This is a genomic window from Micromonospora sp. WMMD1102, from assembly GCF_029626265.1.
GTDB lineage: Bacteria > Actinomycetota > Actinomycetes > Mycobacteriales > Micromonosporaceae > Plantactinospora.
This window is the reverse complement of record NZ_JARUBN010000001.1, coordinates 1,910,618-1,933,527: the sequence shown is the minus strand read 5'-3', so window position 1 is coordinate 1,933,527 and position 22,910 is coordinate 1,910,618. Positions and strand designations below refer to the sequence as shown.

The window sequence follows — 22,910 nt, the reverse complement described above, 5'->3', positions numbered from 1 at the left end:
CGTGGACGCTGCGGGTCGGGGGTGGGCCGGCCGGGGACGGCGCGGCCCACCCGGCCGGTCACTGAACGGTGAAACCTTGCTCCTTGGCGTACTTCGCCACGTCCTCCTGGAGCCGGTCGGCAGCCTGGGAGCCGGTGATCGAGCCCTTGTGGATCTCGCTGACCTGCTCCGTCATCGCGTCGAAGTAGTACTGGCCGAAGGGGCTGTAGACCATGCCCTTGTAGGCGTTCGCCGCCGGCACGTACACCTCCTTGTTCGCCTGCTGGCCGTTGAAGAACGCCACCTTCAGGTCCTTGAACGCGGGGTCGTCGAGCGCCGTCAGGTTCAGCGGGAAGATGATCTGGTTGGTCCAGCCGTCGGTGAGCGACTCCTTGTCGGCGTAGAGGCCGTACGCGGCCTTCGCCGCCAACTCCTGCTTCTTGGACTGGCTCGTCACCGAGAAGGCCGAACCGCCCCAGTTCACCTGGACCGGGTTGTTCGGGTCCCACTGCGGCAGCGGGGCCACCGCGAACTTGCCGGTGTCCTGGCCCTTGCCGACCCCGGCACCGGTGAGATAGCCGGGTGCCCAGGCCGCCGAGATGTACGTCGCGTACTGCCCGTTGATGACGCCGGCGATGTACTCCGGGGTGAACTGGTCCTGCTTGCCGACCAGCCCCTTCCGGACGAGGCCGCCCCAGTAGTCGAGCACGTCCTTGGATGCCTGGTCGTTCAGCTTCACCCCGATCGTCGTCGGCTGGGCCGAGTCGTAGGCGAACGGGGAGGCGCCCTTCTGGATCTGGAGCGCCATGGTGAGCGCCGAGACGTTCGCGCCGAAGTCGCCGAAGAGCGGGCCGCCGGCATCCTTCACCTTCTGCGCCGCCTGCTCGTACTCGGCCCAGGTCTTCGGCGGCGTGATGCCGTACTTGTCGAAGATGTCCTTCCGGTAGATCATCGCGAGCGGACCGCCGTCGACAGGTACGCCGTAGACCGCGTCACCGATCGAGACGTCCTTCCATGCGCCCTCGCCGTAGTTCGCCTTGACGGCGTCGAAGCCGTACTTCTTGATGTCGACGAGCGCCTTCTGGATCTGGAAGGTCGGGATCCGGTCCATCTCGATCATGACGACGTCGGGTGCCCCGGTACCGGCCGAGATGGCCGTCTGGAACTTGTCGTACTGGTCGCTGCCCTGGCCGACGTTGGTCCAGCAGACCTGCACCTCGCTGCTCTGCTTGTTGAAGTTGTCGACCACGAGCTGCATGTTCGGGTACCAGCCCCACATCGTGACGACCGGCAGCTCCTTCTTGGTGATGGTGTTCGTGCAGTTGCTCGCGTCACTGCCGCCGCCGGAGTCCGAGGAACAGGCGACGAGGCCACTCGCGGCCGCGAGCACGGCTGCGGTGACGAATATGCGTTTCGTCTTCATTGACGTGACTTCCCTTCGGGATCACCGCGCCCGGGGTCGGGCGCCGTCGCTGAGGGCTGACGGCCGGGCGGCGACGGCCGGGGTGGGACGTCCACCGCCGGTCCGCCGTCCGACCGTCCTTGCGCGGATGCGCGACACACTCCCGCGGGCTGCGGAGCGCTGCCCGGGGCGGGGAACTCCCCCGCCCCGGTCACCCCGCCGTCAGCGGGCCCTGCCTAGCGCCGGAACAGCCGCGGCGCCAGGTCGATGAGGTTCTTCTGCCACACGTCCCAACCGTGCGGCCCGGGGGTGACCCCGTCGAACTCGTAACGGATACCGAGGTCGTCCAACGTGGTCAGCGAGGCCATGAAGGACGGGTAGACGAAGTCGGTCCGGTCGCCGACGTACAGCCGCAGCATCCTGGTGCCGGCGTTTATCGCCGCGGCGTCGACGCCCGCGCCGCTGCCGAAGCCGGCCGAGAACGCCGCGACGTAGGCGAACTCGCCAGGGTGTGCCTTGAGCACCCCGAACGCGTGCCCGCCACCCATCGACAGGCCGGCGACGGCCTGTTGCGCCGGGTCGGCCGAGATGTGGTAGCGGGCCCGGGCCGCCGGCACGATGTTCCCCAGCAGTTCCTGGTTGAAGTTCGAGACGTTCCCGTTGCCCATCACGACCACCATGGGCACCAGGTCGCCGTCGAGGAACTGGTGGTCGAGGATCTGCTTGGCCCGCCCCATCTCCAGCCAGTCCGTGTAGCTCTGGCCGCCGCCGTGCTGGAGGTAGAGGACGGGGTACGGCTGCGCGCGCTCCGGGTCGTAGTCGGGCGGTGTCCACACCAGGGCGGTCCGGTCCTGGTTCGCCACGGTGCTCCGGTAGGTCATGCTGGTGACCTCGCCGCCCTGCCCGGCCGGCACGTCGGTGAGCAGCCGGGCCTGCTTGCCCGGCACGAGGAAGGTGCTCCACACCGGCTCGGTGGTCACCTTCGTCGGGTTGGACGCGTCCTTGACCGGGACCCGGTCCACGATGAACCGGTAGTAGTAGAACCACGGGTCCAGCGGACCCACGGTGGCCCGCCACCGGTCGCCGTCCCGGGACAGCGGAACGCGCAGCCAGCTTCCGCCGGGTGCCACGTTCGCCCACACGGTGACGTGCTGGGCGTCGGTGAACTCCGTCGTGGTCTCGAAGGTGACGAATCCGTCCCTGGTCACGAAGGGCGTCGGGGTGGTGCCCGCCGGTGGCGGGGTGAACTCCCGCCGCAACGGTAGGTGGCCGTCGCTCGGACCGTGGTCCGACACCCTGCGGAACAGTCGCGGCACGAAGTCGACGAGGTTCTCCTGCCAGGCGGTCCAGTTCGCGCCGCCGTCCGGGTTGACGCCGTCGAACTCGTACCTGACACCGGCCCGGTCGAGCATCTTCGTCAGCCGGTAGGTGGCGTTGTGGCCGGGGTCGGTGACGTTTCCGGTGTACAGCCGCAGCAGCCTGAGGTTACGGTTGGCCGCCGCCGCACTCTTCCGGTCGACGGTACGGGTCGGCGGACCCGAGAACGAGCCGACGTAGCCGTACCGGGTCGGGTTGGTGAACGCGGCCCGCAGCGCCTGGGTACCGCCCTCGGAAATGCCGGCGATGGCCTGGTGCGCCGGGTCCCGGTGCACGCGGTAGTTGTCGGCGACCGCCCTGCCGAGGTCCTTCAGCTCCCGGTCGTCGCCCGACCCGTTGCCGTCCCCGATCACCACCACCATCGGCTCCATGGCATCCTCGGCCGACAGGTTGTCGAGGATCTGCCTGGTCCGACCGAGGTCGAGCCAGTCGGTGGCGGCCGCGCCGTCGGCGGACCGCAGGAACAGCACCGGATAACGTCCGGCGCCCTTGGCCCGGTAACCCGGCGGCGTCCAGACCAGGGCCGTCCGTTCTTCCCGGCCGCTCCGGTAGGTGAGCGGCGCGACCGCACCGCCCGTTCCCGGTGGTGCGTCCGCCAGCAGGCGCGCCGACTCGCCGGGGACGAAGAAGGTGCTCAGGAGCGGCTCGGACGCCACCCGGGTACCGTTCGTCGGATCCTTGAGGCTCTTGGTGTCGTCGCCGGTGACCTGGTAGTAATACAGCCCCGGTTCGAGTGGACCGAGAACTCCCGACCACGCGTCACCGCGGCGGGTCAGGCCGAATTCCGCCCAGGCGGCGGAGGGGCCGAAGTTTCCCTCGATGACAACCTGTGACACCTGGCCGACCTGTTCCTGGACGTAGGCCGCCGGGACACTGAACGAGGCGTACCGGTCCTCGGAAACATCCAGCCACGGGGTGTCCGCCGCCGCCGGTTGCGGTGCGACCAGGGCCGCCGCGATCGCCAGAAGTCCGGCGGCGAAGACCGCCGACAGTCGACGCGCGCCGATACGGTGCAGGCGCCCGTGATACGGTGTTGTCGTCACGCTCCACTCCTTTCGTGCGTTGGCACGGATGCGAGCCGTTGGCAGCTCGACTCATCGGTGGACATCGCCGAAGTCTCTTCGGCTCACCTCCTTCCGGCTACCTCAGTTGCGCGTTCGAGCTGACTGCTCGGGTGTTCGGACTGGCTGCTCTCGTGTTCGAACTGACTGCGCGGGTCAGCCCGGAACTCGTCACCACTGGGCCTGGTTTCACAGATCCGGGATGCTCTTCGGTGCCGCGGTGGAACCGCGGACCTGGAGACTGGTCGGAAGCACTATCTGGCGCGGGCCCTCCCAATCACCGATCACCAGGGACTTCAGCATGCGCGCCGCCTCGTATCCGAGCTGGCACATCGACTGGTCCACCGTGGTCAGCGCCGGCTCGGCCAGCGCCGACTCCGGGATGTTGTCGAATCCGACGACCGACAGATCGCCGGGGACCTCCAACCCCAGCTTTCTCGCGACCTCCAGGACCTTCAGGGCCATCCCGTCGCTGGCCGCGAAGATCGCCGTCGGCGGGTCGGCTCGTTCCAGCAGGTCCCGCGCCAACGGAGCCGCGGACTCGGGGTTGAAACTCCCCCGGCAGACCAGTGTCGGGTCGACCGGTACGCCGGCCGCGGCCAGCGCCTTCCGGTAGCCCTCCTCCCGCGACCAGGCAGCCGCCAGCCTGGACCGGCCCCCGATGAACCCGATCCGCCGGTGGCCGAGCCGCAACAGGTGTTCGACCGCCGTGATGGCACCCGAGAGGTTGTCCGCGGTCACCGACGGCGTCGTCGAGTCCCTGGCCGGATCGATGACCACGACCGGGGCACGACTCGCCACCTCGCCCCAGGGGGTGACGACGATGCACCCGTCGGTGAGCGTGCCGGACAGCCGGTTCAGGTGCCGCTGCTCCCAACCCTCCGAGTACGTCTCGTAGAGATCGCTGTTGGCGTAGACGATCAGGTCGAAGCCCGAGCGGCCGAGGGCCCGCATCACGCCCTTGAGGACCTCGGCGGTGTAGGACTGGAAGCTGTGGGTCACCAGGCCCAGCACGTTGGTGCGGTTGCGGCGCAGGCTGCTGGCGACCAGGCTCGACTCGTAGCCGAGCCGCTCGATGGCCGAACGGACCTGGGCCGTGGTGCTGGCACTGACGCCGTATTGCCCGTTGACAACCCTCGACACGGTGGCGGTGGAGACGCCCGCCGCACGAGCGACGTCACTCATGGTGATTGGCGCGCTGCCCTCGACCATGTCGCCTCTCGGACTGCAATCGTTATCGGTTACGTTTCCAAGGTGTTGCCAAAGTAGTTCACGAAGATCACGAGGACAAGAGTCCGGGACGCCCCGACCGGGACGCGGCATCCAGACAGGGGCTTCCGCAGGCCACACCGCCTTTGGTGGCAGCGCCGCCCGGATCACGCGGGCCGACACGGCGCGGGTGGGTGCGGTCGCGGCCCACCGTGCACCGGTGACCGCGACGGATTCCGGGACCGGTCAGGCCGGGCCGGTGACCAGCGGGTCGTGGACCCGGCCGAGGAACAGCGGTACGCCGGTGAACCGGTCGTGGATGACGTACAGGAACGGCCGGTTGACGAAGAACTGCGGCCCCTGCGGGATCGACGGCGGCCGGACGATGACGGCCGACGCGGCTGCCGCCTCGGTGCCCTTCTCGTCCACCGCGATGAACGTCTCGTGCACCACGTCGTCGATGCGCAGGGCCGGTTCGGTGCTCATCGCGGCGAAGTCGGCACGCGAGCTGAACGCGGTGGGCATACCGAGGTCAGTCAGCAGGGCGCCCAGTTCGGCCGGCAGCCGGAACGTCCACTTGGGCAGGCGCAGCTGGACGTCGGTGAAGCGGAACCCGGTCAACAGCGCACCCAGCCACGTCGCGTCGAGATTCGCCTCGACCGCGGCGAGGTCGGCCCGGGTCGGCATGACGACGGCCATGGACAGCCCGCCGCCCGCGTACGGCACGTCGACCGCACGCCACCCGTCCCCTTCGAGGTAGCCCATCGGGTCGAACGGCCCGCGCATCGTCGGCACGTCGACGACACTGCCGTCGTCCCGGATGAACGGTGCCGCCGCCGTGGCCGTCGCGCTGAAGGGGTAGGTCCAGGCGGCCTTCAGGTAGGTCGTGTTGGTCAGCATCAGGCTGGTGTCGGGACTCAGGACGCCGGACCGCAACAGCTCCGGGATCTTCGCGTTGGTCCGATCGGAGACCCAGGTGTTGATCTCCTGACGGGCCGCCTCGGTCGCGCCCCGGAAGTCGACCGGGTGCGGGGCGGCACCGTAGTAGCCGGCCAGGGTGTCCCGGAACCCGGGTCGCAGGTCCAGATCGAGTCGGGTCCACAGGGCGTTGGCGGTGGTCAGCCGGGGCTGCTTGATGCCGTCGCCGTCCCGGTAGCGGGTGGCGAGCATCTGGTCGACGGTGTTCAGTCCGGCGTCGAGCGCGCCGGGGCGCGGATGCGGCGCGTGCAGCACGGCATCCATCTCGTCAGCGGTGGTCGAGCCGGCGCCCGCCCTGGTCATCGCGAGCGCGAGCCCGACCGAGTACGGCGCGCACACCACGTTGCCGCCCGGCTGGGTCGACGCCAGCGTGCGGTAGAGGTCGGCCGTGAAGCCGCGCACCGCGGTCGCGGCGGCCTGCGTCGTGGCCGGATCGGGCGGGATGCGCACCGGATCGGCGGACGTGGACGACCCGCCGGGCGAACGGAAGCCTCCGGGGCCGGCGGTGAAGGCAGCGGCCGTGAGCGGCACCGCCCGCAGGACAGATCGACGCGAGACCATGTTCCGACGTTAGAGCAGTCCCACCCGGACACGCCAGGTCGAGTGGTCGAATTGATTGAAGTTCGACAATACTTATTCGGTCACGGCTGCGGGCCGTCGGTCACGACTGCGGAACGTCGGTCACGGCCAGCCGGACCGCCAGTGGACCTCGACGTCCCAGCGCCCACACGGTGAGCGCGCAGCAGCAGAGCGACACCCCCGCGAGCGTCACCGCCGTCCAGCCGGCCGCGGACCAGAGCACCGTCGCGGTGCCGGACCCCACCGCACCGCCGGCGAAGTTGGCGGTGCCCAGCGCCGTGTTGAGCCGGCTCCGCGCCTCGGACGAGAGGGCGAACAGCCGCGCCCGGTTCAGCAGGGCCTGCCCCTGTACGGCGATGTCGACCATGACGATCACGACGACGACGAGTACGACGGACCGGCCGACGAACGCCGCGCCGACGAAGGCGCCGAGCGCCAGTAGCCAGGCCGCGCCGGTGGCCGGAACCGACCAACCGCGGTCGTGCAACCGACCGGCGTGCTGGACGACCAGGGCACCGGCCAGGCCGGCCAACCCGAACAGCCCGATCACCGACACCGGATATCCGAACGGCGGCCCGCTGAGCAGAAACGTCAACGCCGTCCAGAACAACGAGAACACGGCGAATCCGATGGCCGCGAGGACAAGCGTCCAACGGACCGCCCGCTCGCGTACGACCACCACGCCGACCGAACCGATCAGCGCCGGGTACGACATTTTCGTTCGCGGGGCCAGCGGCGGGATCGCGCGGTGCAGCAGGACCGCGAGCAGCACCGCGACGACCGCGGCGAGGACGAATACCGCACGCCATCCGGCGGCACCGGCGACGAATCCACTTATGGTGCGGGAGGCGAGGATACCGGTCAGGGTCCCGGACCCGACGGCGCCGACGACCCGGCCACGGTGGGCGTCGCCGGCCAGGTCCCCGGCCAGCGGTGTGAGCGCCTGCCCGGAAACCGTCGTCACGCCGAGCGCGCCGAGCGCGAGGAGAAGCGGTCCGATCGACGGCGCGAACGCGCACAGCAGCAGCGCGACGGCCGAGGCCGACAGCAGCACCGGGACGAACAACCGGCGGTCGAGGACGTCGCCGAGCGGGACCAGCAGGAGTACGCCGAGGGCGTACCCGAGCTGGGTCGCGGTGACGAGCCAACCGGCTGTCCCGGTGCCGACACGCAGGTCGGCCGCGATGAAACCGAGTATCGGCTGCGCCCAGTACAGGTTGCCGATCGACGCTCCCGCGGCGACCGCGAACAGGAACGTCAGCCGGGGGCTCAGCTCCGGCAGCGGCGCCACACGGGGTGCTGTCACCCGGTCACGCTAGGACGCGGACGCAAGGTGCCCAGACCACGGACGAACCACGGCGGGGGCGCCGTGCGGGCATGTCCGGCACAAGCCGCCTGCCTGTCAGGTACAACTCGCGGGCATGTCGGGTACAAATGGACGGGTGCTCATGCGCTTCGACCTTCTCGGCCCGCTGGTGGTCCGGCGTGCGGGCCGACCGGTCCCGCTGGGCTCGGTGAAGCAGCGCCTGCTGCTGGCCGCCCTGCTGATGCGCCCGAACGAGGTCGTCGGCACCGACGAGCTGGCCGCAGTGTTGTGGGTCGACGAGTCACCGCCGTCGGCGGCGGCCAACCTGCGTACCTACGTGCGGGGATTGCGGCGGTCGCTCGGCGGCGGCGAGTCGTGGCCGGGGATCTCCGCCGCGGCCGGCGGCTACCGGCTCCGGGTGGAGCCCGACGAGCGGGATCTGGACCGGTTCGACGCGGCCGCGGCCCGGGGCAGGGACGCCCTGACCGCCGGAGACGCGGCCCGGGCCGAGCGTGAACTCTCCACCGCCGTCGGCATTTGGCGCGGGGCGGCGCTGTCCGACCTGCCGGCACATCCCCTGCTGGCCCGGCGGGTCCGGCAGCTCGAGGAGCGGCGGATGGTCGCCGAGGAGGACCTGGCCGAGGCGATGTTGGCGCTCGGCTCTTCGGCCGAGGTGGTCCAGCGGCTACGGACCCTGCTCGACCGGCATCCACTGCGGCAGCGCGCGTGGGGCCAGCTGATGCTCGGTCTGTACCGCATCGGCGACGTGGCCGCCGCACTCGACGCGTTCCGGCAGGCCCGGGAGGTACTCGCCGAGCAGACCGGTCTGGACCCGGCGCCGCAGCTGACCCGGTTGCACGACGACATCCTGCACCACCGCCCGCACCTGGCCGCCGAGCCGGGCACCGGCCCGAGCCGGCCGGTGCCCGACGTCGCACCGCGCGACCCGCTCAGCGGCCGCCCCGAGCAACTGCCGCTCGCGGTGTCCGGATTCGTCGGCCGCAGCACCGAACTCGCCAGCCTCGACGCGCTCCTCGACGCAGCGGCGCAGGGGTCGACGACGGTGGCCATCTCCGCGCTCTACCGAGGCCTGCTGGCCTCCCGCCGGATGCTCGTGATCCTCGACAACGCACGCGACTCCGTCCAGGTACGTCCCCTGCTGCCCGGCGCCGGCAGCTGCGTGGTGGTGGTCACCAGCCGCGACCAGCTCGGCGGCCTGGTCGCCGCCGAGTGCGCCGTGCCGCTGACGCTTGACGTACTCACCCCCGAGGAGTCGATGAGCCTGCTGGCCAGCCGACTCGGCGCCAACCGGCTCGTCGCCGAGCCGGCCGCGGCCGCCGGCATCATCGCCGCCACCGGCCGGCTTCCCCTCGCCCTGTCGATGGTGGCCGCCCGCATCGCCACGCACCCCTCGTTCCCGCTCGACGCCTTCGCCGCCGAACTGCACGGGGCCGAGGCGAGACTCGACGCCCTGGCCAACGGGGACGCCCGGCGCGTCTTCTCGTGGTCGTACCTGGCGCTGAGCCGCGACTCCGCACGACTGTTCAGGCTGCTCGGGTTGCATCCCGGCCCCGACCTGACGGCCGACACCGCCGCGGCCCTCGCCGGAGTGCCCGTACCGGCCGTCGTACCGGCACTGCGTGAGCTGACCCGGCTCCACCTGCTTACCGAACACGTGCCGGGCCGGTACGCCTTCCACGATCTCCTGCGCGGCTACGCGGCCGAACTCGCGGAGTCGTCGGAGCACACCGACGAGCGGGTGGCCACCAGACACCGGTTGTACGACCACTACCTGCACAACGCCTATCCCGCCGCCCTGCTGTTCCAGCCGCAGTGGGCGGCCATCGAGCCGGTGCCACCGCTGCCGACGTACGCGGGCCGGCCCGCGACCGAGCACGACACCGCGCTCGCCTGGTTCGCGGCGGAGCAACACGTGCTGTTCCGCCTGGTCGGCCAGGCCGCCGAGACGGGATTCGAGGCGTACGCCTGGCAGCTCGCCTGGACGCTCAACACGTTCCTCGCCCCGCGCGGCCTCTGGCAGGAGCAACTCGCCACCCAGCAGGTCGCGCTGGTGGCGCGGAGAAGATCGACGACGTCGCCGGGCAGGCCGCGACCAACCGGCTGCTGGCCCGCGCGTTCACCCGGCTCGGTCAGCACGACACCGCCGAGTACCGGCTCCAGCGCGCCCTCGAACTGCACGAACGCCTCGGCGATCCGACCGGCCAGGCGCAGACCCTGCACAACTACTGCGAACTCTGCTATCTGTGCGGTCGACCGGACGAGGCACTCGCGCACGGTCGCGAGGCGCTGCGGCTCTACCGGCTGGCCGGCAACACGGCCGGGGAGGCGCGCACCCTCAACGCGATCGGCTGGTTGCACGCCAGCGCGGGCGACTATGCCCAGGCCATCGCGAGCTGCACGGAGGCGCTCGCCCAGCAGCGGCGCAGTGGCGACCGTAACGGCCAGGCGGCGACGCTGGACAGTCTCGGCTTCGCGTACGACCGGCTCGGCGAACACGACCGGGCGGTGAGCTGCTACGAACAGGCGGTGCAGCTCTTCCGCGACTCCGCGGACCGGTACCACGAGGCCGAGACCCTCATCCGGCTCGGCGAGACCCGGGAGGCGTTGGCCGACCTGCCCGGGGCGGCGGCCGCCTGGCGGCGAGCGGCGCAAATTTACGACGATCTGGGCGACCCGGCCGCCGAGGAGACCCGCCGCCGTCTCGAACGCACCGGCTGATCCTCCGGCCAGCCGTGCACGGGCGGGTGACCGGCCGCCCTGTACGCCAGTTGTGCCCGGGATGTACGCACCGCACCGTACGGTTGCCCAGGCCGCACCGCCCCACCGGAGGGCACTCTGTGCACTGGTGACACGACGACGCGCAGAGCTCGGCCGGCGGGGCGCCCGGCGGCCCGACCCTCACCATGCAGGACCAGCCCTACCTGGAGGAACTTCACCCATGCGTAAATCCATCGTGGCCACCGCGACAGCGCTGAGCGTTGTCGCGACCGGTCTCGCCGTGGCCGGAGTCGTCGGGCCTGTCGGGCCGGCGACCGCGGCCCTCAGCGACGTTCCGGCGGACTGCGGTGTCTCCACGGCGGCGTACCGATCCGACGGTCAGCGGCTCAGCTACGCCTACCGGGACAGGACGACCAGCACCAGTGCCTACGTCAACGACAATCTCGGCTGGGTGCCGTCGGCGCACCAGCAGATCGGCGGTTCCGGCGACGACAGATTCTTCCGCAGCACCGAATACGCGGCGCACCCGACCGACGGCTGGGTCTACAAGGTGAGCCGTCAGGGCGAGCTGGTCGACGGCACCTGGGAGATCACGGCGCAGACCGCAAGCCGGCTCAAGAGCGGGTTCGCCAACACCCGCGTCCTCGCCACGGCGTCGCCGTACCTCTACCGGGTGGCGGGCACATCGCTCTACCGTTACACCGAAACCTACGTGGACGACGTGTTCACCCTGTCGTCGCCGGTGAAGCTGGCCGGCACCGGCTGGGACACGGTCAACACACTGACCTACGAGCGCAGCGAGGGCACCGGCAGTGCCGCCGTGGACGTGCTGATCGGCACCAAGACCAACGGGCAGCTCAAGGAGTGGCGGATCAACCGGGCCACCCCGACGACGATCAGCTCGAAGGTGCTGCGGTCGAGCGGCTGGGCAGGCTTCACCAGCCTCAGCACGGGCTACTGCTCCGCGCATCCCGACGGTCGGGTGCTGCTCGGGATCAAGGCGACGTCCGGCGCGGCCTCCGTGCACTTCGACGCGAATGCGAAGGACGGGGTCGGCACGGACATCGCGGGCGGCTCTCTCGGCTCGCTCGGCTGGACCGCAAAGGCCTACGGTCAGTAAGGGCCCACGGTCAGTAATGCCTAGGCGCAGTTGAGCCTACGGTCGGTAAGTAGCGAGAGCACCCGACGAGTCCGGCCCGACACTGTCAGGCCCACGGACTCGTCGGGTGCTTCTCTGATCCGATGCCGTCCCTGCCGCTAGTCGAACACCTCGAACCGGTCCAGGAGTACGCCGGTCTCGTCGGAGAGGACGGCGGCCTCCAGTTCGAGCAGCGGGATCGCGTCGTTCCCGTCGTCCTGTTCGACGAACGGCCGGCCCACGTACGGGTTCCTGCTGGTGCCGGTGGGGTCGGGGGTGTACCGCCAGCGCGCGCCGCGGTGGCGCCTGGCGATCTCGCCGAGGTACCAGATCGCTCCCTGGACGAAGTCGTCGTGCACCGGCTCGTGCAGCGCCTCCCTGGCCGGGATCCGACGTCGCACGATCTGCTCCAGGGTCAGCAACGACTCAGGGCTGAAGTCCAGGTCGTCGGCCCGGCCGGTGGCCGCGGACCACTCGGGGAACCCGTGCGCACGGCTCGCCAGCCAGTTCGTGAGCCACGGATCCGCTGGCGCGGCAGCGGTGCGGAACGCCGACCGGCCGGTGCGGCGCGGTTGCCACGAGGAATCCTCGGACCGACGCTCCGCGAGCATCGGCTCCCGCCGCCCGAGCCGGTCGTCGAGCCTGGCCTCGTACCCGTCGTGCATGAGCGACACCGTAGCGACGAATCCTCCGCACGGTCGTCGCGGCCCCGCCCCGGCTGACCGGCTGCCCCGGCCGAGCAGCTGCCCCGGCCGAGCAGCCGCCCCGGCTGACCGGCTGACCCGGGGGCCGGAAAAATCCGCCGCTGGCCGTCAACGTTTCCGCCCCCGCCAGGGTCGTGTTGGTTAGCCGACAGAGGTGGAGAGCAGATGGCATCGGACGACGGCGGCTTCCGGGAGTTCGTCGAAGCGCGCTACCCGGACCTGCTGCGGGTGGCCTATCACCTGACCGGGTCGGCGGACGATGCGGAGGACCTTGTCCAGGGCGCCCTGGTGAAGGTGCTGCGCCGGTGGCGGCGGGTCGACGAGCCGATGGCGTACCTGCGGCGGGTCATGGTCAACCAGCACATCACCGGGTGGCGTCGCCACCGGGCCCGGGAGGTGGTGACCGCCCTGCTGCCGGAACGGCAGGTCCGGGACGTGGCGGACCGGGTCACCGAACGGGAGGCGCTCTGGCAAGCGATGCGGACGCTGGCGCCGCGGACCAGGGCGGTGATCGTACTCCGGTATGTCGCGGACCTGCCCGAGGCGGAGGTCGCCGAGACCCTGGGCTGCTCGGTCGGCTCGGTGAAGAGCCGCGCCTCCCGGGGACTGGCCCGGCTGCGGACGGCCCTGGAATCCCGACCACGATCGGCCGCGCCCGGCGCGGTGACACCGGCAAGGGGGCACCATGCGTTCTGACGAGCGGATCGGCCAGATCCTGGCCGAACTGACCGAGGACCTGCGACCGCGGCCCGACCCGTACGGCCGGGTGCTCGCCCGGCGGCGGCGGGGCCGGCGGCGGGCACTCACCGCGACCCTGTGTGCGATCGCCCTGCTGGCCGCCGTCGGGGTCGGCGTCAGCGCTCTCCGGCCGGGTGGCGGGGCCGTTCCGGAACCGGCGGCCAGCCGGGAGGCCGGAGCGGCGATGCTGGCCTGGGCGGACCGACTGGCCCGGTCCGAACCACGCGGCCGGATCGGCGCCGACCACGGGTACGTGACCTCCCTGGCCGATGCCCTGCTGGCCGATGCACAGGCCGGCCGGCTGCCGAGGCTGACCACACCGGTCCGGGAGGTACGGGTGTTGTTCGTCGACGACCTGGGCCCGCACCGGATCGCGTTCGCCGCGTTCGTACTCACCGGACGCGACTCCCGGGGCTGGCCGAACGCCCGGGCCTGGATGGTGGCGGACAAGGGGGCCGGTCCGCAGGAGCTGGCCCGTACCGCCGTCGACGGGTTCGGCGACGGGTTGGAGCCGTACGACAGCCTGACCGTAGGGTCCCTCGACGAGCCGCACCAGCTCGGCTACGTCGGCATCGCTCCGGATGGCTGCGAGTTCAGCACCGCCGCGATGCCCGTGCCGCAGGTCTGGACGCCGGAACCGACCGGCTCCTACCTGCTCCGCCCGCCGGGCGCCCTGCGGCCACAGTGGTTCCAGGTGAGCTGCGCGGGTGAGGTGCGGAAGCGGCTGCCCGGCCCCGGTTCGTGGGCGCCCGAGGGTGTCACGGACGCCCAGTTCGACGCCGCGATGGCGCAGGCAAGGGGTCGGTCGCAGCCGACCGAGTCCCGCCGCGCGGTCAACACCGCGGCCGGCGGCTGGGGATACACCGTGACCGAACTGCCGACGGTGCTCTGGAGCGGCGAGACGACCGGCACGGGTGTCGGATTCGACGGACTGGCCACCGTGCTCACCGCACCGGCCGTCGACGGCGGATGGCTGGGCGAGGTGGCGGTCACCTACCCCGGGCAACGGGCCGACGGGACCGTGGGGACGGCGAGTCAGTTCCTGACCCGTACCGACCCGGCGGCACCGGAGCGGCTGCTGGCGATCCCGCTCGGCCCGGTCGACGGCGCCGCCAGCCCACCGAGCCACCCGCTGCTGGTGGTCGCCCCCGCCGGTGCCGTCCAGGTGCGCGCGCTGCTCGGCGACCGTCCGGTGGCCCAGGGACAGGTCCGGGACTCCGCTCTCGTGCTGACGGTGCCGGCCACCGAGGACCTGCGCCTGCAGGCACTGGACCCGACGGGCGCGGTGCTCGCGACCGACAGGGTCGCCGAGCGCGTCGGAGCCGGCTATCAGCTCGACTCCTGGGACGTGGACTGACGAGAACGCCCGGGTCCGGCCGGCGCGGCCGTACCGCGCCGGCCGGCGCGACGCCTCACCCGTCGCTGTCGGCCCGGTTCCGTCCGGGGTTCCGGGGGGCCACTACCGTGGCCACGCGCAGTGGATGTGCGTGGCGTGGTCGGCATCGTCTCCCGGGCCGAGCACCTCGGTCGCCCCGTACGCCCGGCAGGCGTCCTTGAACGCCTGGTTGAACGGGTTGCTCGAGTTGACCCGGGCGCCGTTGACGGTGTCGACGTCGAACGCCTTCCCGACGTAGTGCCGGGAGGTCGCACCGTGCCTGCTGCCGGCGATCGCGGTCACCCGGAAGTTGAAGCCGTTCTGCAGGTGCAAACTGAGGATGCCGCGCAACATGTCGAGGTCGAGGTTCACGCTGGTCCGGCCCACGTGGCTGAAGTCGCTGGTCTGGGCGGGCAGCCCGGCCGCGGTGTCCACGATGTTCTGCCGGGCCGTCGACGCCGGGTCGGACTGGCCACCCACGTGGAAGGTGAGCAGGTCGATGGCCGGAATGTCCCGGATCGCCGCCGCCGGGTTGTACGCCGGCAGCCCGGTGCTGAACACTCCCGACCCGATCGAGACGGACAGGTACGAGGTGCCCAGGCCGTAACACGGGGTCAGGTAACGCTGCGGGGCGGGCAGCGCGAAGCAGCCGCCCCACGGCGTCCCGTTCAGGGTCTGCAACGCCAGGTCGAACCCGATCTCCAACTGGCGACCGCCGTCGTAGACGCGACCGTCGATGAGCACCGCACCGATGCTGTACCCGTAGTAGTGGGAGGAGAAGTAGAAGGGGGCGGCCGCGGCGATGACGGCACCGTTGTACCGGGAACCGCCCGTCCGCTCGATCAGGTACGCCTGGCCGGCGCCCGCGAGATAGAAGTTGCACACGATCTCGGCCAGGTAGTCGACCCGGGCCAGCGCGGTACCGTTCCGGGTCACCTGACCGCTGATGTACGGCACGCAGGTCGGCGGATCGTTCGGATCCTCGACCATCCGGGGCGCCGGGCCGGCCTTCGGCTTGCCCAACGTGATCCCGGTGCCCGGCGGCACGGACGCCGTCCGGCGGCCTTCGGCGGGGCGCAGACCGGCATCCGGTGCCAGCCCGGACACGCCGGTCACGGCCTCGGCCGCCCGGCCGGGCAGGCTCGGCGTGGGCTCCTTCGACACCTCCGCCTGCGCCGGCACCGCCTGCCCCAGCACCCCGACCAGCGCCAGCGCCGACGCCAGTACCCCGGCCGTCAACCGCCGGCGACGTGCTCCGACCGACCCCCGTCGGCGTGATCCCACCGGCCTCCGCCCGGCACTGTCGGTCCCGTCCCCCGGACCGGCGGGCGCGGCCAGCCCGGACGTCGAGGCCGGCGACGGAGCGACCGAAAGCATGCCCTCCGGCATCGGCAACTCGTCGCGGGCCCTGCCTGTTCCTGTCATGTTCCCCTCCATCGGCGAGGCAGCTGTGCGGCCACGTTTTCAATCCGGACTGAACGGCAACTGGACGCTCGTTGGACGCGCCCGGCCGGTACGGTTCCGGGTCTCGCCGGAGGCTCGCGACCCGCTCGACCTCTCGGCCCCGGTGCGGGGCCGCAGGGAACGGATCGAGTTACTTCAGGGCTGCCAGACCATCGTCTGCTGGTGCAGCGGCCTGCCGCCCCGCCTGGCACCGGGGACCAGCGGCGTCGGACCGTGTCTGGTGAAGCCGACGCGTTCGAAGAACCGCACCGCGCGGGTGTTCTCGGCCAGGGTCTGCAGATAGCACCCGGGTGAACCGGTCTCGACGAGCCGGTCGAACCATCGCCGCATCAGGCCGTCGGCGGCGCCGGTCCCCCGTGCCCGGGGCGTCACGTTGATGTGCAGGTGGGCCGGCCAACGGGCATCGTCGAAGCCGCCCGCGGTCGGCTTTCGCCGGACCGCGGCCGTCGCCATGTCGACCATGCCACGGGCAAGGAAGGCCGCGGGCCTGGGCCGGAAAACCAGCCGATACCTCGCGATCGCCCGCTCCATGCGCTCTCGTTCGGTGGGAAAGGTCGAGCTGTCCGGGCACCCCGCCAGGTAGCCGACGACCTGGCCACCTGCGACGGCCAGGAACAACGAGTCCGGTTCCTGGCTCATGTACGGCTCCAGGTACATGGCCGCCTCCGACTCCTGGTGCCCCCAGAGCAGGGAGGACGGCGAGCCCTCTCCCGCCCGGCGGAACAGCTCACGCAGGGCGGCACGGTCGGTCTCCGCGAAGCTACGGATTTCCGTGATCATCCTGCGCCACTCTCCCGACACCCTCCCCCCCAGCCGACCCGACCAGTCTGCCACGCCCCTGACCAGGGAATTCCGGAGAGGCGACCGTGCCGGTGGCGGGACGTTCGCATGCTGCCCCCGGCGGCATGGCCTGAAACTCAGGCACATGCCCGGATTGCCCATCTGACTCCCGCTACCGGTCCGCTGGCCCAGACCTTCGGCCGGACATCCGGTCCGTTCGCGCGATGGGCGGTTTTTGATCTACGGTCCACTTCCATGGTGGTGAGCGGTACGCAGGTCACTCTGCTGGGACCGGTCGGGCTGACCGTGGCGGGACGGCCGGTCGAGTTGACCGGCCGGCAGCAGGCGTTGCTCGGCGTACTGGTGTTGGAGGCCAATCACGTCGTCTCCGTACAACGGATCACCGACCGGATCTGGGGAGATGATCCGCCCGTCTCCGCCGCCGCCAGGGTGCGAGCCCTGGTGGCGGAGCTTCGTCGGGCCTGTGGGCCGCAGGGTGCGACGTTGGTCGAGACCAGAAGCCCGGGTTACCTGTTGCGGGTGGGTGACGGGGAGTTGGACGCGGCGTTGTTCGTCGAACGGGTGGAGTCGGCCCGCCGGGCGGCGTTCGAGGGTCGTCCGGCGGAGGCCGTCGCCGACTACGACGCGGCGTTGACCCTGTGGCGGGGTGCGCCGCTGGCCGGCCTGCGGGGGCCGCATGTCGAGGCCGAGGCGGTACGGCTCACCGAACACCGGACGGCGGCCCTGGAGGGACGCGCCGAGGCCATGCTGGCACTGGGTCGGCTGCACGAGGCAGTGGCCGAGCTGACCCGGCTGGTCGCGGAGGACCCGCTCCGGGAGAGATCCCAGCGGCTGCTGATGCTCGCGCTGTATTCGGGTGGCCGGGCGGCCGAGGCGTTGGAGGTGTACCGCGACTTCCGTACCCGCCTGATCGCGGAGCTCGGGTTGGAGCCCAGCGAGGAGTTGCGGAGTCTGCACCAACGCGTACTGGCGGGCACGCTGGAACCGGCCGGTCCGTTTCCGCCGGAATCGGCGAGGATTCCTCGGCAGTTGCCCGCCGACATCGGACGGTTCGTCGGCCGGGAGGCGGAGCTGAAGCAGCTCGACTGGTTGGCCTCGGGGGCGGCGCGGATCGTGCTGGTGGTCGGTCCCGCCGGCGTGGGGAAGACCGCCCTGGCCGTGCGCTGGGCCCACCGGGCCGCCGACGACTTCCCCGACGGCCAACTGTTCCTCGGCATGCGCGGCTTCGACCCGGGGCAGCTGATGTCCCCCACCGAGGCACTGCCGCTGCTGCTCCAGGCCCTCGGGCAGGCCCCCCGGGACATCCCGGCGGACCTTCAGGCCCAGGTGGCGCTCTACCGGTCACTGCTCGCGGACCGACGCGTCCTGTTGGTGCTCGACAACGTCGCGACCGCAGAACAGGTCCGGCCGGTCCTGCCCGGCGGTGCCGGCTGCCTGGTCGTGGTGACCAGCCGGGACCGCCTCGGCGGCCTGGTGGCGCGGGAGGGAGCGAGCCGGCTCGGCGTGGCGGCGCTCGAGCCGCAGGAGGCGCAGGCACTGCTCGCGCACGGGGCCGGTACCGCCCGACTGCGGGCGGAGCCGGAGGCCGCGGCGCGGCTGGCGGCGCAGTGCGGTCACATGCCGTTGGCCCTCTCGATCGCCGGGGCGCGACTGGCCGAGCAGCGTTACCACACGGTCGGCGACTACGTCGCGGAGCTGGCCGACCGGGGCAGGCTGGCCCGGCTCCGGGTCGACGGCGACGAACACACGGCGGTGCGCTCCACACTGGACCTCTCCTACCAGGCGCTGCCCGCGCCGGCCCGCCGGATGTTCCGGCTGATGTCGCTGGCTCCGAGCGGTGGTCTGGCCAGCGCCTCGGCGGCGGCGCTGGCCGGGGTGGACCGCGGCGAGGCGGAGGAGTTGTTGGACAGCGTCGCCCGGGTGCACCTGGTGACCGAGGTCGGCGTCAACCGGTTCGCCGCCCACGACCTGCTGCTCGAGTACGCCGCGGAGCGGGTTGCCGAGGAGGACTCCCCGACCGAGCGGCGACAGGCCGTACGGCGGCTGATGGCGTACTACCTCTACTCGGCTGTGGGAACGGCACGAGCGGGCGGCTTCTATCTGATCTCGTCCCCGCCGGACACGATCCCGCCCCACGTCACCCCGGAGTCCTTCCGGGACAGGTCCCACGCGCTGGCCTGGCTCGACGAGACGTGGGAGGAGATCACCGCCGCGGTACACCTCTCCGCCGACCTCGACGCCAGGCCGATGGCCTGCCTGCTGGTGATCGCCCTGCAGGACTATCTCCACCACTTCCGGCCCCTGGCCGAGTCGGTGCGGATGGCGAACATCGGGTTGGCTGCGGCCCAACGCGCCGGCGACCTGGGCGGCCAGGCCGCGATGAGACTGTCGCTCGGCCACGCCAACTGGCGGATGACCAGGCTGGTCGCGGGCCGGGCCGAGTACGAACGGGCCTTGGCGCTCGCCCGCCGGGCCAACTGGCGGCGCGGCGAGGCGGACGCGCTGCGCGGCATCGGCGTCACCCTGAAGCAGTTGGGCAGGCCACGGCAGGCTCTGGCCCGGTACCGCAGGTCGATCCGGATCGACAATGCGTTGGACAACGCACGTGGTGAGTCGTCGGGGCTGAACAACCTCGCCTCGGCCCATCTCGCCCTCGGCCGGCTCGGCCCGGCCCAACGGTGCCTCACCGCCTCCCTTCCGTTGGCCGAACGGATCGGAGACCTGAACATGCAGTCGATCGTCCTGGTGAACCTCGGGCTCGTCCGGCAGGAGCGGGGACACCTGGCGGCGGCGCTGCACTGGCTGGAGCGCGCCCTGGCCGTCGCCCGGGGCGCCGGTCTGCCCTACGGCGAGGCGATCAGCTTCGAGACGATCGGCCGGGTGCACAACGACGCGGGCCGCTGGTCGCTGGCGGCCGACGCACACCGCGCGGCGCTACGCCTCGCCTGCCAGGCGGAGAACCTGAACTGCCAGGTCGATGCGCTGATCGGACTCGCGGAGTCGGCGACCGGAGAGGGCCGGATCGAGGCCGCGCTGGGGCGGCTGGCGGCCGCCGTCACCATCACCGACCGCACCGGCCACCACGCCGGCCGGGTCGAGTCGCTGGTCGGGCTGGCCCGGGTGACCCTGGCCGGCGGTCGGCCGGACCAGGCGCGCGAACACGCGACCGAGGCGCTCCGCCTCGCCGCTGCGGGCAGCCCTCTGGTGTTGGGCAAGGCGTACGCGACCCTGGGGCCCGCTCTCGTGGCGCTGGGCGACGGACCCGCGGCCGTCGCCGCGTGCCGACACGCCCTGCGGGTCTTCCGGCGGACCGGGCAGTCGCTCGGGTACGCCAACGCGCTGGTCCCGCTCGGGCGGGCGTACCGGCTCACCGGTGCCGAGCGGGCCGCCCGCTCGGCGTGGCGCCGGGCGCACCGACACTTCGTCGAACTCGACATTCCACGTCAGGCGGAGACCGCCGCGCTGCTCGGCTGACACGAGAACCGGGCGTCCTGTCGAGAACTCCTGACAGTGCCATGCGCGATCGGAGCGGAGATCATGCGGCAGGGTGCGACGTTGTGGCCTGGCATGTTCGCATCTCGTCGCGAGGAGCAGAGGTGGAATTCCAGCTGTTGGGCGCGGTGGCAATCGTCAGCGGGGGCAGGCAGGTCCGTCCGTCCTCCGGCCGGGTCCGGAGTCTGCTCGCCTCCGTGGCCTGGTCGCCGCGCGAGTTCGTTCCCGACGAGCGGCTGATCTCGCGGATCTGGGGCGAGGAGATGCCCGTCGACCCGAGAGACGCGCTCTACACCTGCGCCAAGCGGTTGCGGCGTACCCTCGCGGAGGCCGGTGGGGCCGAACGCGAGCTGGTGCGGTTGCGGGGCGGCTATCTGCTGGACGTGGATCCCGAGCGGATCGACCTGCACCGGTTCAGACAACTGGTCCGGCAGGCGCGGCTGGCGATCGACGACAACGCCGCCGCCTGCCTCTACGACCGCGCCCTGCGGTTGCCCGCCGGGGTACCCCTGGCCGACGTGGACTCCCCGTGGGCGGACGGGGCCCGCGCGACACTGTGTCGGGAGCAGCTGTCGGCCCGGACGGCCGCGGCCGCCGCCTGGCTCGCGGCGGGGCGGCACGCGGAGCTGGTGCCGGACCTGGTGCACCTGGCCGAGGAGCATCCGCTGGACGAGGCGATCACGGGATTGCTGATGGAGGCGCTGCACCGGTGCGGTCACCAGGCCGAGGCGCTGGAACGCTATGCCGGCATCCGTGCCCGACTGGTGGAGCAGCTCGGCGACGAGCCGGGACCGGCCCTGCGGCAGACGCACCAGCGACTGCTCCAGCGCAACCCGGGGCTCTCCCGAGCCGTGTTCTGACCCGCCGCTCGGTACCACTTCGTCGCGGTATCCGAGGGAGCCGTCGTCCGGAAACCGCCAGGCCGGGCCACCGGCTGCGGCCCGGCCGGCTAGGCCATCGGCTGCGGCCACGGGTTCAGTTTCGCCGGGGGCAGGACACGATAGCCCATCCGGGCCGGTGCCTCGTACAGCCTCGGATGTGCGGTGAACCGGATCAGGTGCTCGACGCTCATCGGCTGGAGGTCGGGGACGACGACGTTCACCGCGGTGAGCCCGACGTCGGCCAGTTCCCGGGTGGTGCGGTCGACGACGACCGGCCGCATCCCGGCCCCGGCGAGCCGGCCGACGACCTCGGCCAGCGCCTCGGACGGGTCGGCGGGCAGCGACGGCCGAGCCGTGGACGTACGGCGATCCGCACCGTCCAGCAGGAAGTCGAACGCGTACGCGTGTTCCGTCCGACCCATGTAACGTGTGGTGTCTCCCACGGCCCGCAGCCGCGCCCGTGTCGCCGGCTCCGCCGTCGGATCCACGAAGTGGATGAACTGCGGGACGCCCAGCGCCTCCAGGAGTGCCTTGTGCGCGGCCCCGGTCAGATCCCGGGCGGAGCTGGCACCGACCACCCGGTGCGCCCGCGGGTCGTATTCGGCGGCGACCACGCAGTAGACCGTCGGCACGCCCAGGTCGGAGGTGGCGTCGAAGAGGTGGACCTCCTTGAACCGGTCACGGCACCACCCGACCAGTCGGCGCAGCCGTTCGTCGAGGCAGCCGGGATCCACCAGCGGCAGGGCGAGCCGCTGGAGCCAGACGACCGCGTTGGCGTCCCGCTCGACGACCTCGAACAGCCCCCGGACGACGGCTTCCACCGGGTCGGTGTGGACCGCGAAGCCCGTCGACATCCGACAGCTGAAGTGCTCCGCCGGCACGGTCCCGGTGAGTCCGTAACAGGCCAGCACAGCCGGTACCCAGACCGGTTCGCCGCTGAACAGGTCGAGCCCGGATGTCCAGCGGATCGCCGCGCGGGGGTCGAAGGGGACGATCGGGCAGTCCGGATGCGCGTACTCGGCCTCCGTGCAACGCGGGTACCGCTCGGGTTCCAGACAATCGTCGCCCAGTTCCTCGGCGGTCGCCCAGATCCGTTCCTCGGCGAGGACGTCGCGACCCGCGTACCGTTCGGCGACCTCGGCGATGGCGACGAACCGCGCGAGACCCGGATCGTCCCACGCCTGGCCGGAGCCGACGAGAATCTCCTGGTGACCGAGCCGGCGGGCCGGACCGGGCGCACCCGCCTCCGACTTCCAGTAGCAGAAGTAGGCGGGCAGGCCCGGGGTGGCCAGCGCCCCGACCCGGGAGACCAGCCCGTAGGGCGAGACCAGGCCGTCGAGCGATGTCAGGTCCCTCGGTCTCTCCCGGTGGCGCACGTCCAGTCCCCTCTCCGGCCCCGCCCGCTCGCGTTCGTCGGGCCCACAGCCTGGCAGTGCCTCCGGTCCGCGCCCGGTCGCCGGACGACCGGCCGCCGACCGCCCGGCGACGGACGGTGTCGACAGGGTGGTCCACGCCCTTTTCCACCGGAAGGAGTACGAGATGGCGGCTGAAATCAGCACCACCGAACTGGACCTCGACGTCGAGGACTACGAGGAGTACGGCACGTTCGACGAGGCGCCGATGTGCGGCGTGGCGCAGAGCTCGAACGTCCAGTGCAACTACCCGATGTGCGCCTGAGCCACCGGCG

The 22,910-nt window shown here is 71.6% G+C and carries 16 protein-coding genes and 1 pseudogene; 8 read left to right on the top strand and 9 right to left on the bottom strand.

What is annotated here, in order from left to right; genetic code table 11:
- Nucleotides 1-58: 58 nt before the first annotated feature.
- From O7626_RS08760 to O7626_RS08740, 5 genes are all read right to left on the bottom strand, one after another.
- Complete coding sequence (locus O7626_RS08760) at nucleotides 59-1,402, bottom strand: extracellular solute-binding protein (protein WP_278060647.1); 1,344 nt, start codon at nucleotides 1,400-1,402, stop codon at nucleotides 59-61.
- Between the two features lie 215 nt (nucleotides 1,403-1,617).
- The gene (locus O7626_RS08755) at nucleotides 1,618-3,801 is read right to left on the bottom strand and encodes an alpha/beta hydrolase-fold protein (RefSeq protein WP_278060646.1); all 2,184 of its coding nucleotides are present in this window, start codon (nucleotides 3,799-3,801) and stop codon (nucleotides 1,618-1,620) included.
- A gap of 207 nt (nucleotides 3,802-4,008) precedes the next feature.
- The gene (locus tag O7626_RS08750; protein WP_278060645.1) at nucleotides 4,009-5,004 is read right to left on the bottom strand and encodes a LacI family DNA-binding transcriptional regulator; all 996 of its coding nucleotides are present in this window, start codon (nucleotides 5,002-5,004) and stop codon (nucleotides 4,009-4,011) included.
- Nucleotides 5,005-5,274: 270 nt separating this feature from the next.
- Entirely contained in the window at nucleotides 5,275-6,567 is a 1,293-nt protein-coding gene (locus O7626_RS08745) for a serpin family protein (RefSeq protein WP_278060644.1), read from the bottom strand.
- Nucleotides 6,568-6,667: 100 nt separating this feature from the next.
- Nucleotides 6,668-7,891 carry an MFS transporter gene (locus O7626_RS08740; protein ID WP_278060643.1) on the bottom strand — a complete coding sequence of 408 codons (1,224 nt, stop codon included), beginning with the start codon at nucleotides 7,889-7,891 and terminating at the stop codon, nucleotides 6,668-6,670.
- Between the two features lie 115 nt (nucleotides 7,892-8,006).
- Between O7626_RS08740 and O7626_RS08735 the strand changes: the two are divergent.
- The 3 genes and pseudogenes from O7626_RS08735 to O7626_RS08720 form a co-directional block, all read left to right on the top strand.
- A pseudogene (locus O7626_RS08735) lies at nucleotides 8,007-9,239 on the top strand (AfsR/SARP family transcriptional regulator); the annotation flags it as partial.
- Nucleotides 9,240-9,724: 485 nt separating this feature from the next.
- Entirely contained in the window at nucleotides 9,725-10,630 is a 906-nt protein-coding gene (locus tag O7626_RS08730; protein ID WP_347404852.1) for a tetratricopeptide repeat protein, read from the top strand.
- Nucleotides 10,631-10,850: 220 nt separating this feature from the next.
- Entirely contained in the window at nucleotides 10,851-11,750 is a 900-nt protein-coding gene (locus O7626_RS08720) for a hypothetical protein (RefSeq protein WP_278060642.1), read from the top strand.
- A gap of 137 nt (nucleotides 11,751-11,887) precedes the next feature.
- On the opposite strand, the gene O7626_RS08715 is transcribed toward O7626_RS08720, so the two are convergent.
- Nucleotides 11,888-12,433, bottom strand: coding sequence for a hypothetical protein (locus tag O7626_RS08715; RefSeq protein WP_278060641.1), 546 nt, complete (start codon nucleotides 12,431-12,433; stop codon nucleotides 11,888-11,890).
- Nucleotides 12,434-12,637: 204 nt separating this feature from the next.
- Between O7626_RS08715 and O7626_RS08710 the strand changes: the two genes are divergently transcribed.
- Nucleotides 12,638-13,168 (top strand): SigE family RNA polymerase sigma factor, encoded by a 531-nt coding sequence (locus O7626_RS08710; RefSeq protein WP_278060640.1) that lies wholly within the window; start codon nucleotides 12,638-12,640, stop codon nucleotides 13,166-13,168.
- Nucleotides 13,158-14,567 carry a hypothetical protein gene (locus O7626_RS08705; RefSeq protein ID WP_278060639.1) on the top strand — a complete coding sequence of 470 codons (1,410 nt, stop codon included), beginning with the start codon at nucleotides 13,158-13,160 and terminating at the stop codon, nucleotides 14,565-14,567. Before O7626_RS08710 ends, O7626_RS08705 begins: the two co-directional genes overlap by 11 nt.
- 102 nt (nucleotides 14,568-14,669) lie before the next feature.
- Here the strand turns inward: O7626_RS08705 and O7626_RS08700 are convergent, their stop codons facing one another.
- Complete coding sequence (locus O7626_RS08700; RefSeq protein ID WP_278060638.1) at nucleotides 14,670-15,869, bottom strand: hypothetical protein; 1,200 nt, start codon at nucleotides 15,867-15,869, stop codon at nucleotides 14,670-14,672.
- A gap of 315 nt (nucleotides 15,870-16,184) precedes the next feature.
- A complete protein-coding gene (locus tag O7626_RS08695) occupies nucleotides 16,185-16,829 on the bottom strand; it encodes a GNAT family N-acetyltransferase (RefSeq protein WP_278060637.1) in 645 nt (214 codons plus the stop codon).
- A 255-nt stretch (nucleotides 16,830-17,084) separates the two neighbouring features.
- Here O7626_RS08695 and O7626_RS08690 point away from each other — a divergent pair, with 255 nt between their 5' ends.
- Complete coding sequence (locus O7626_RS08690; protein WP_278060636.1) at nucleotides 17,085-20,324, top strand: BTAD domain-containing putative transcriptional regulator; 3,240 nt, start codon at nucleotides 17,085-17,087, stop codon at nucleotides 20,322-20,324.
- Nucleotides 20,325-20,446: 122 nt separating this feature from the next.
- Nucleotides 20,447-21,202 (top strand): AfsR/SARP family transcriptional regulator, encoded by a 756-nt coding sequence (locus O7626_RS08685; RefSeq protein ID WP_278060635.1) that lies wholly within the window; start codon nucleotides 20,447-20,449, stop codon nucleotides 21,200-21,202.
- Nucleotides 21,203-21,291: 89 nt separating this feature from the next.
- On the opposite strand, the gene O7626_RS08680 is transcribed toward O7626_RS08685, so the two are convergent.
- On the bottom strand, nucleotides 21,292-22,599 hold the full coding sequence (locus tag O7626_RS08680) for a YcaO-like family protein (RefSeq protein ID WP_278060634.1): 1,308 nt from the start codon (nucleotides 22,597-22,599) through the stop codon (nucleotides 21,292-21,294).
- Nucleotides 22,600-22,762: 163 nt separating this feature from the next.
- Here O7626_RS08680 and O7626_RS08675 point away from each other — a divergent pair, with 163 nt between their 5' ends.
- Complete coding sequence (locus O7626_RS08675; RefSeq protein ID WP_278060633.1) at nucleotides 22,763-22,900, top strand: hypothetical protein; 138 nt, start codon at nucleotides 22,763-22,765, stop codon at nucleotides 22,898-22,900.
- Nucleotides 22,901-22,910: the final 10 nt, after the last annotated feature.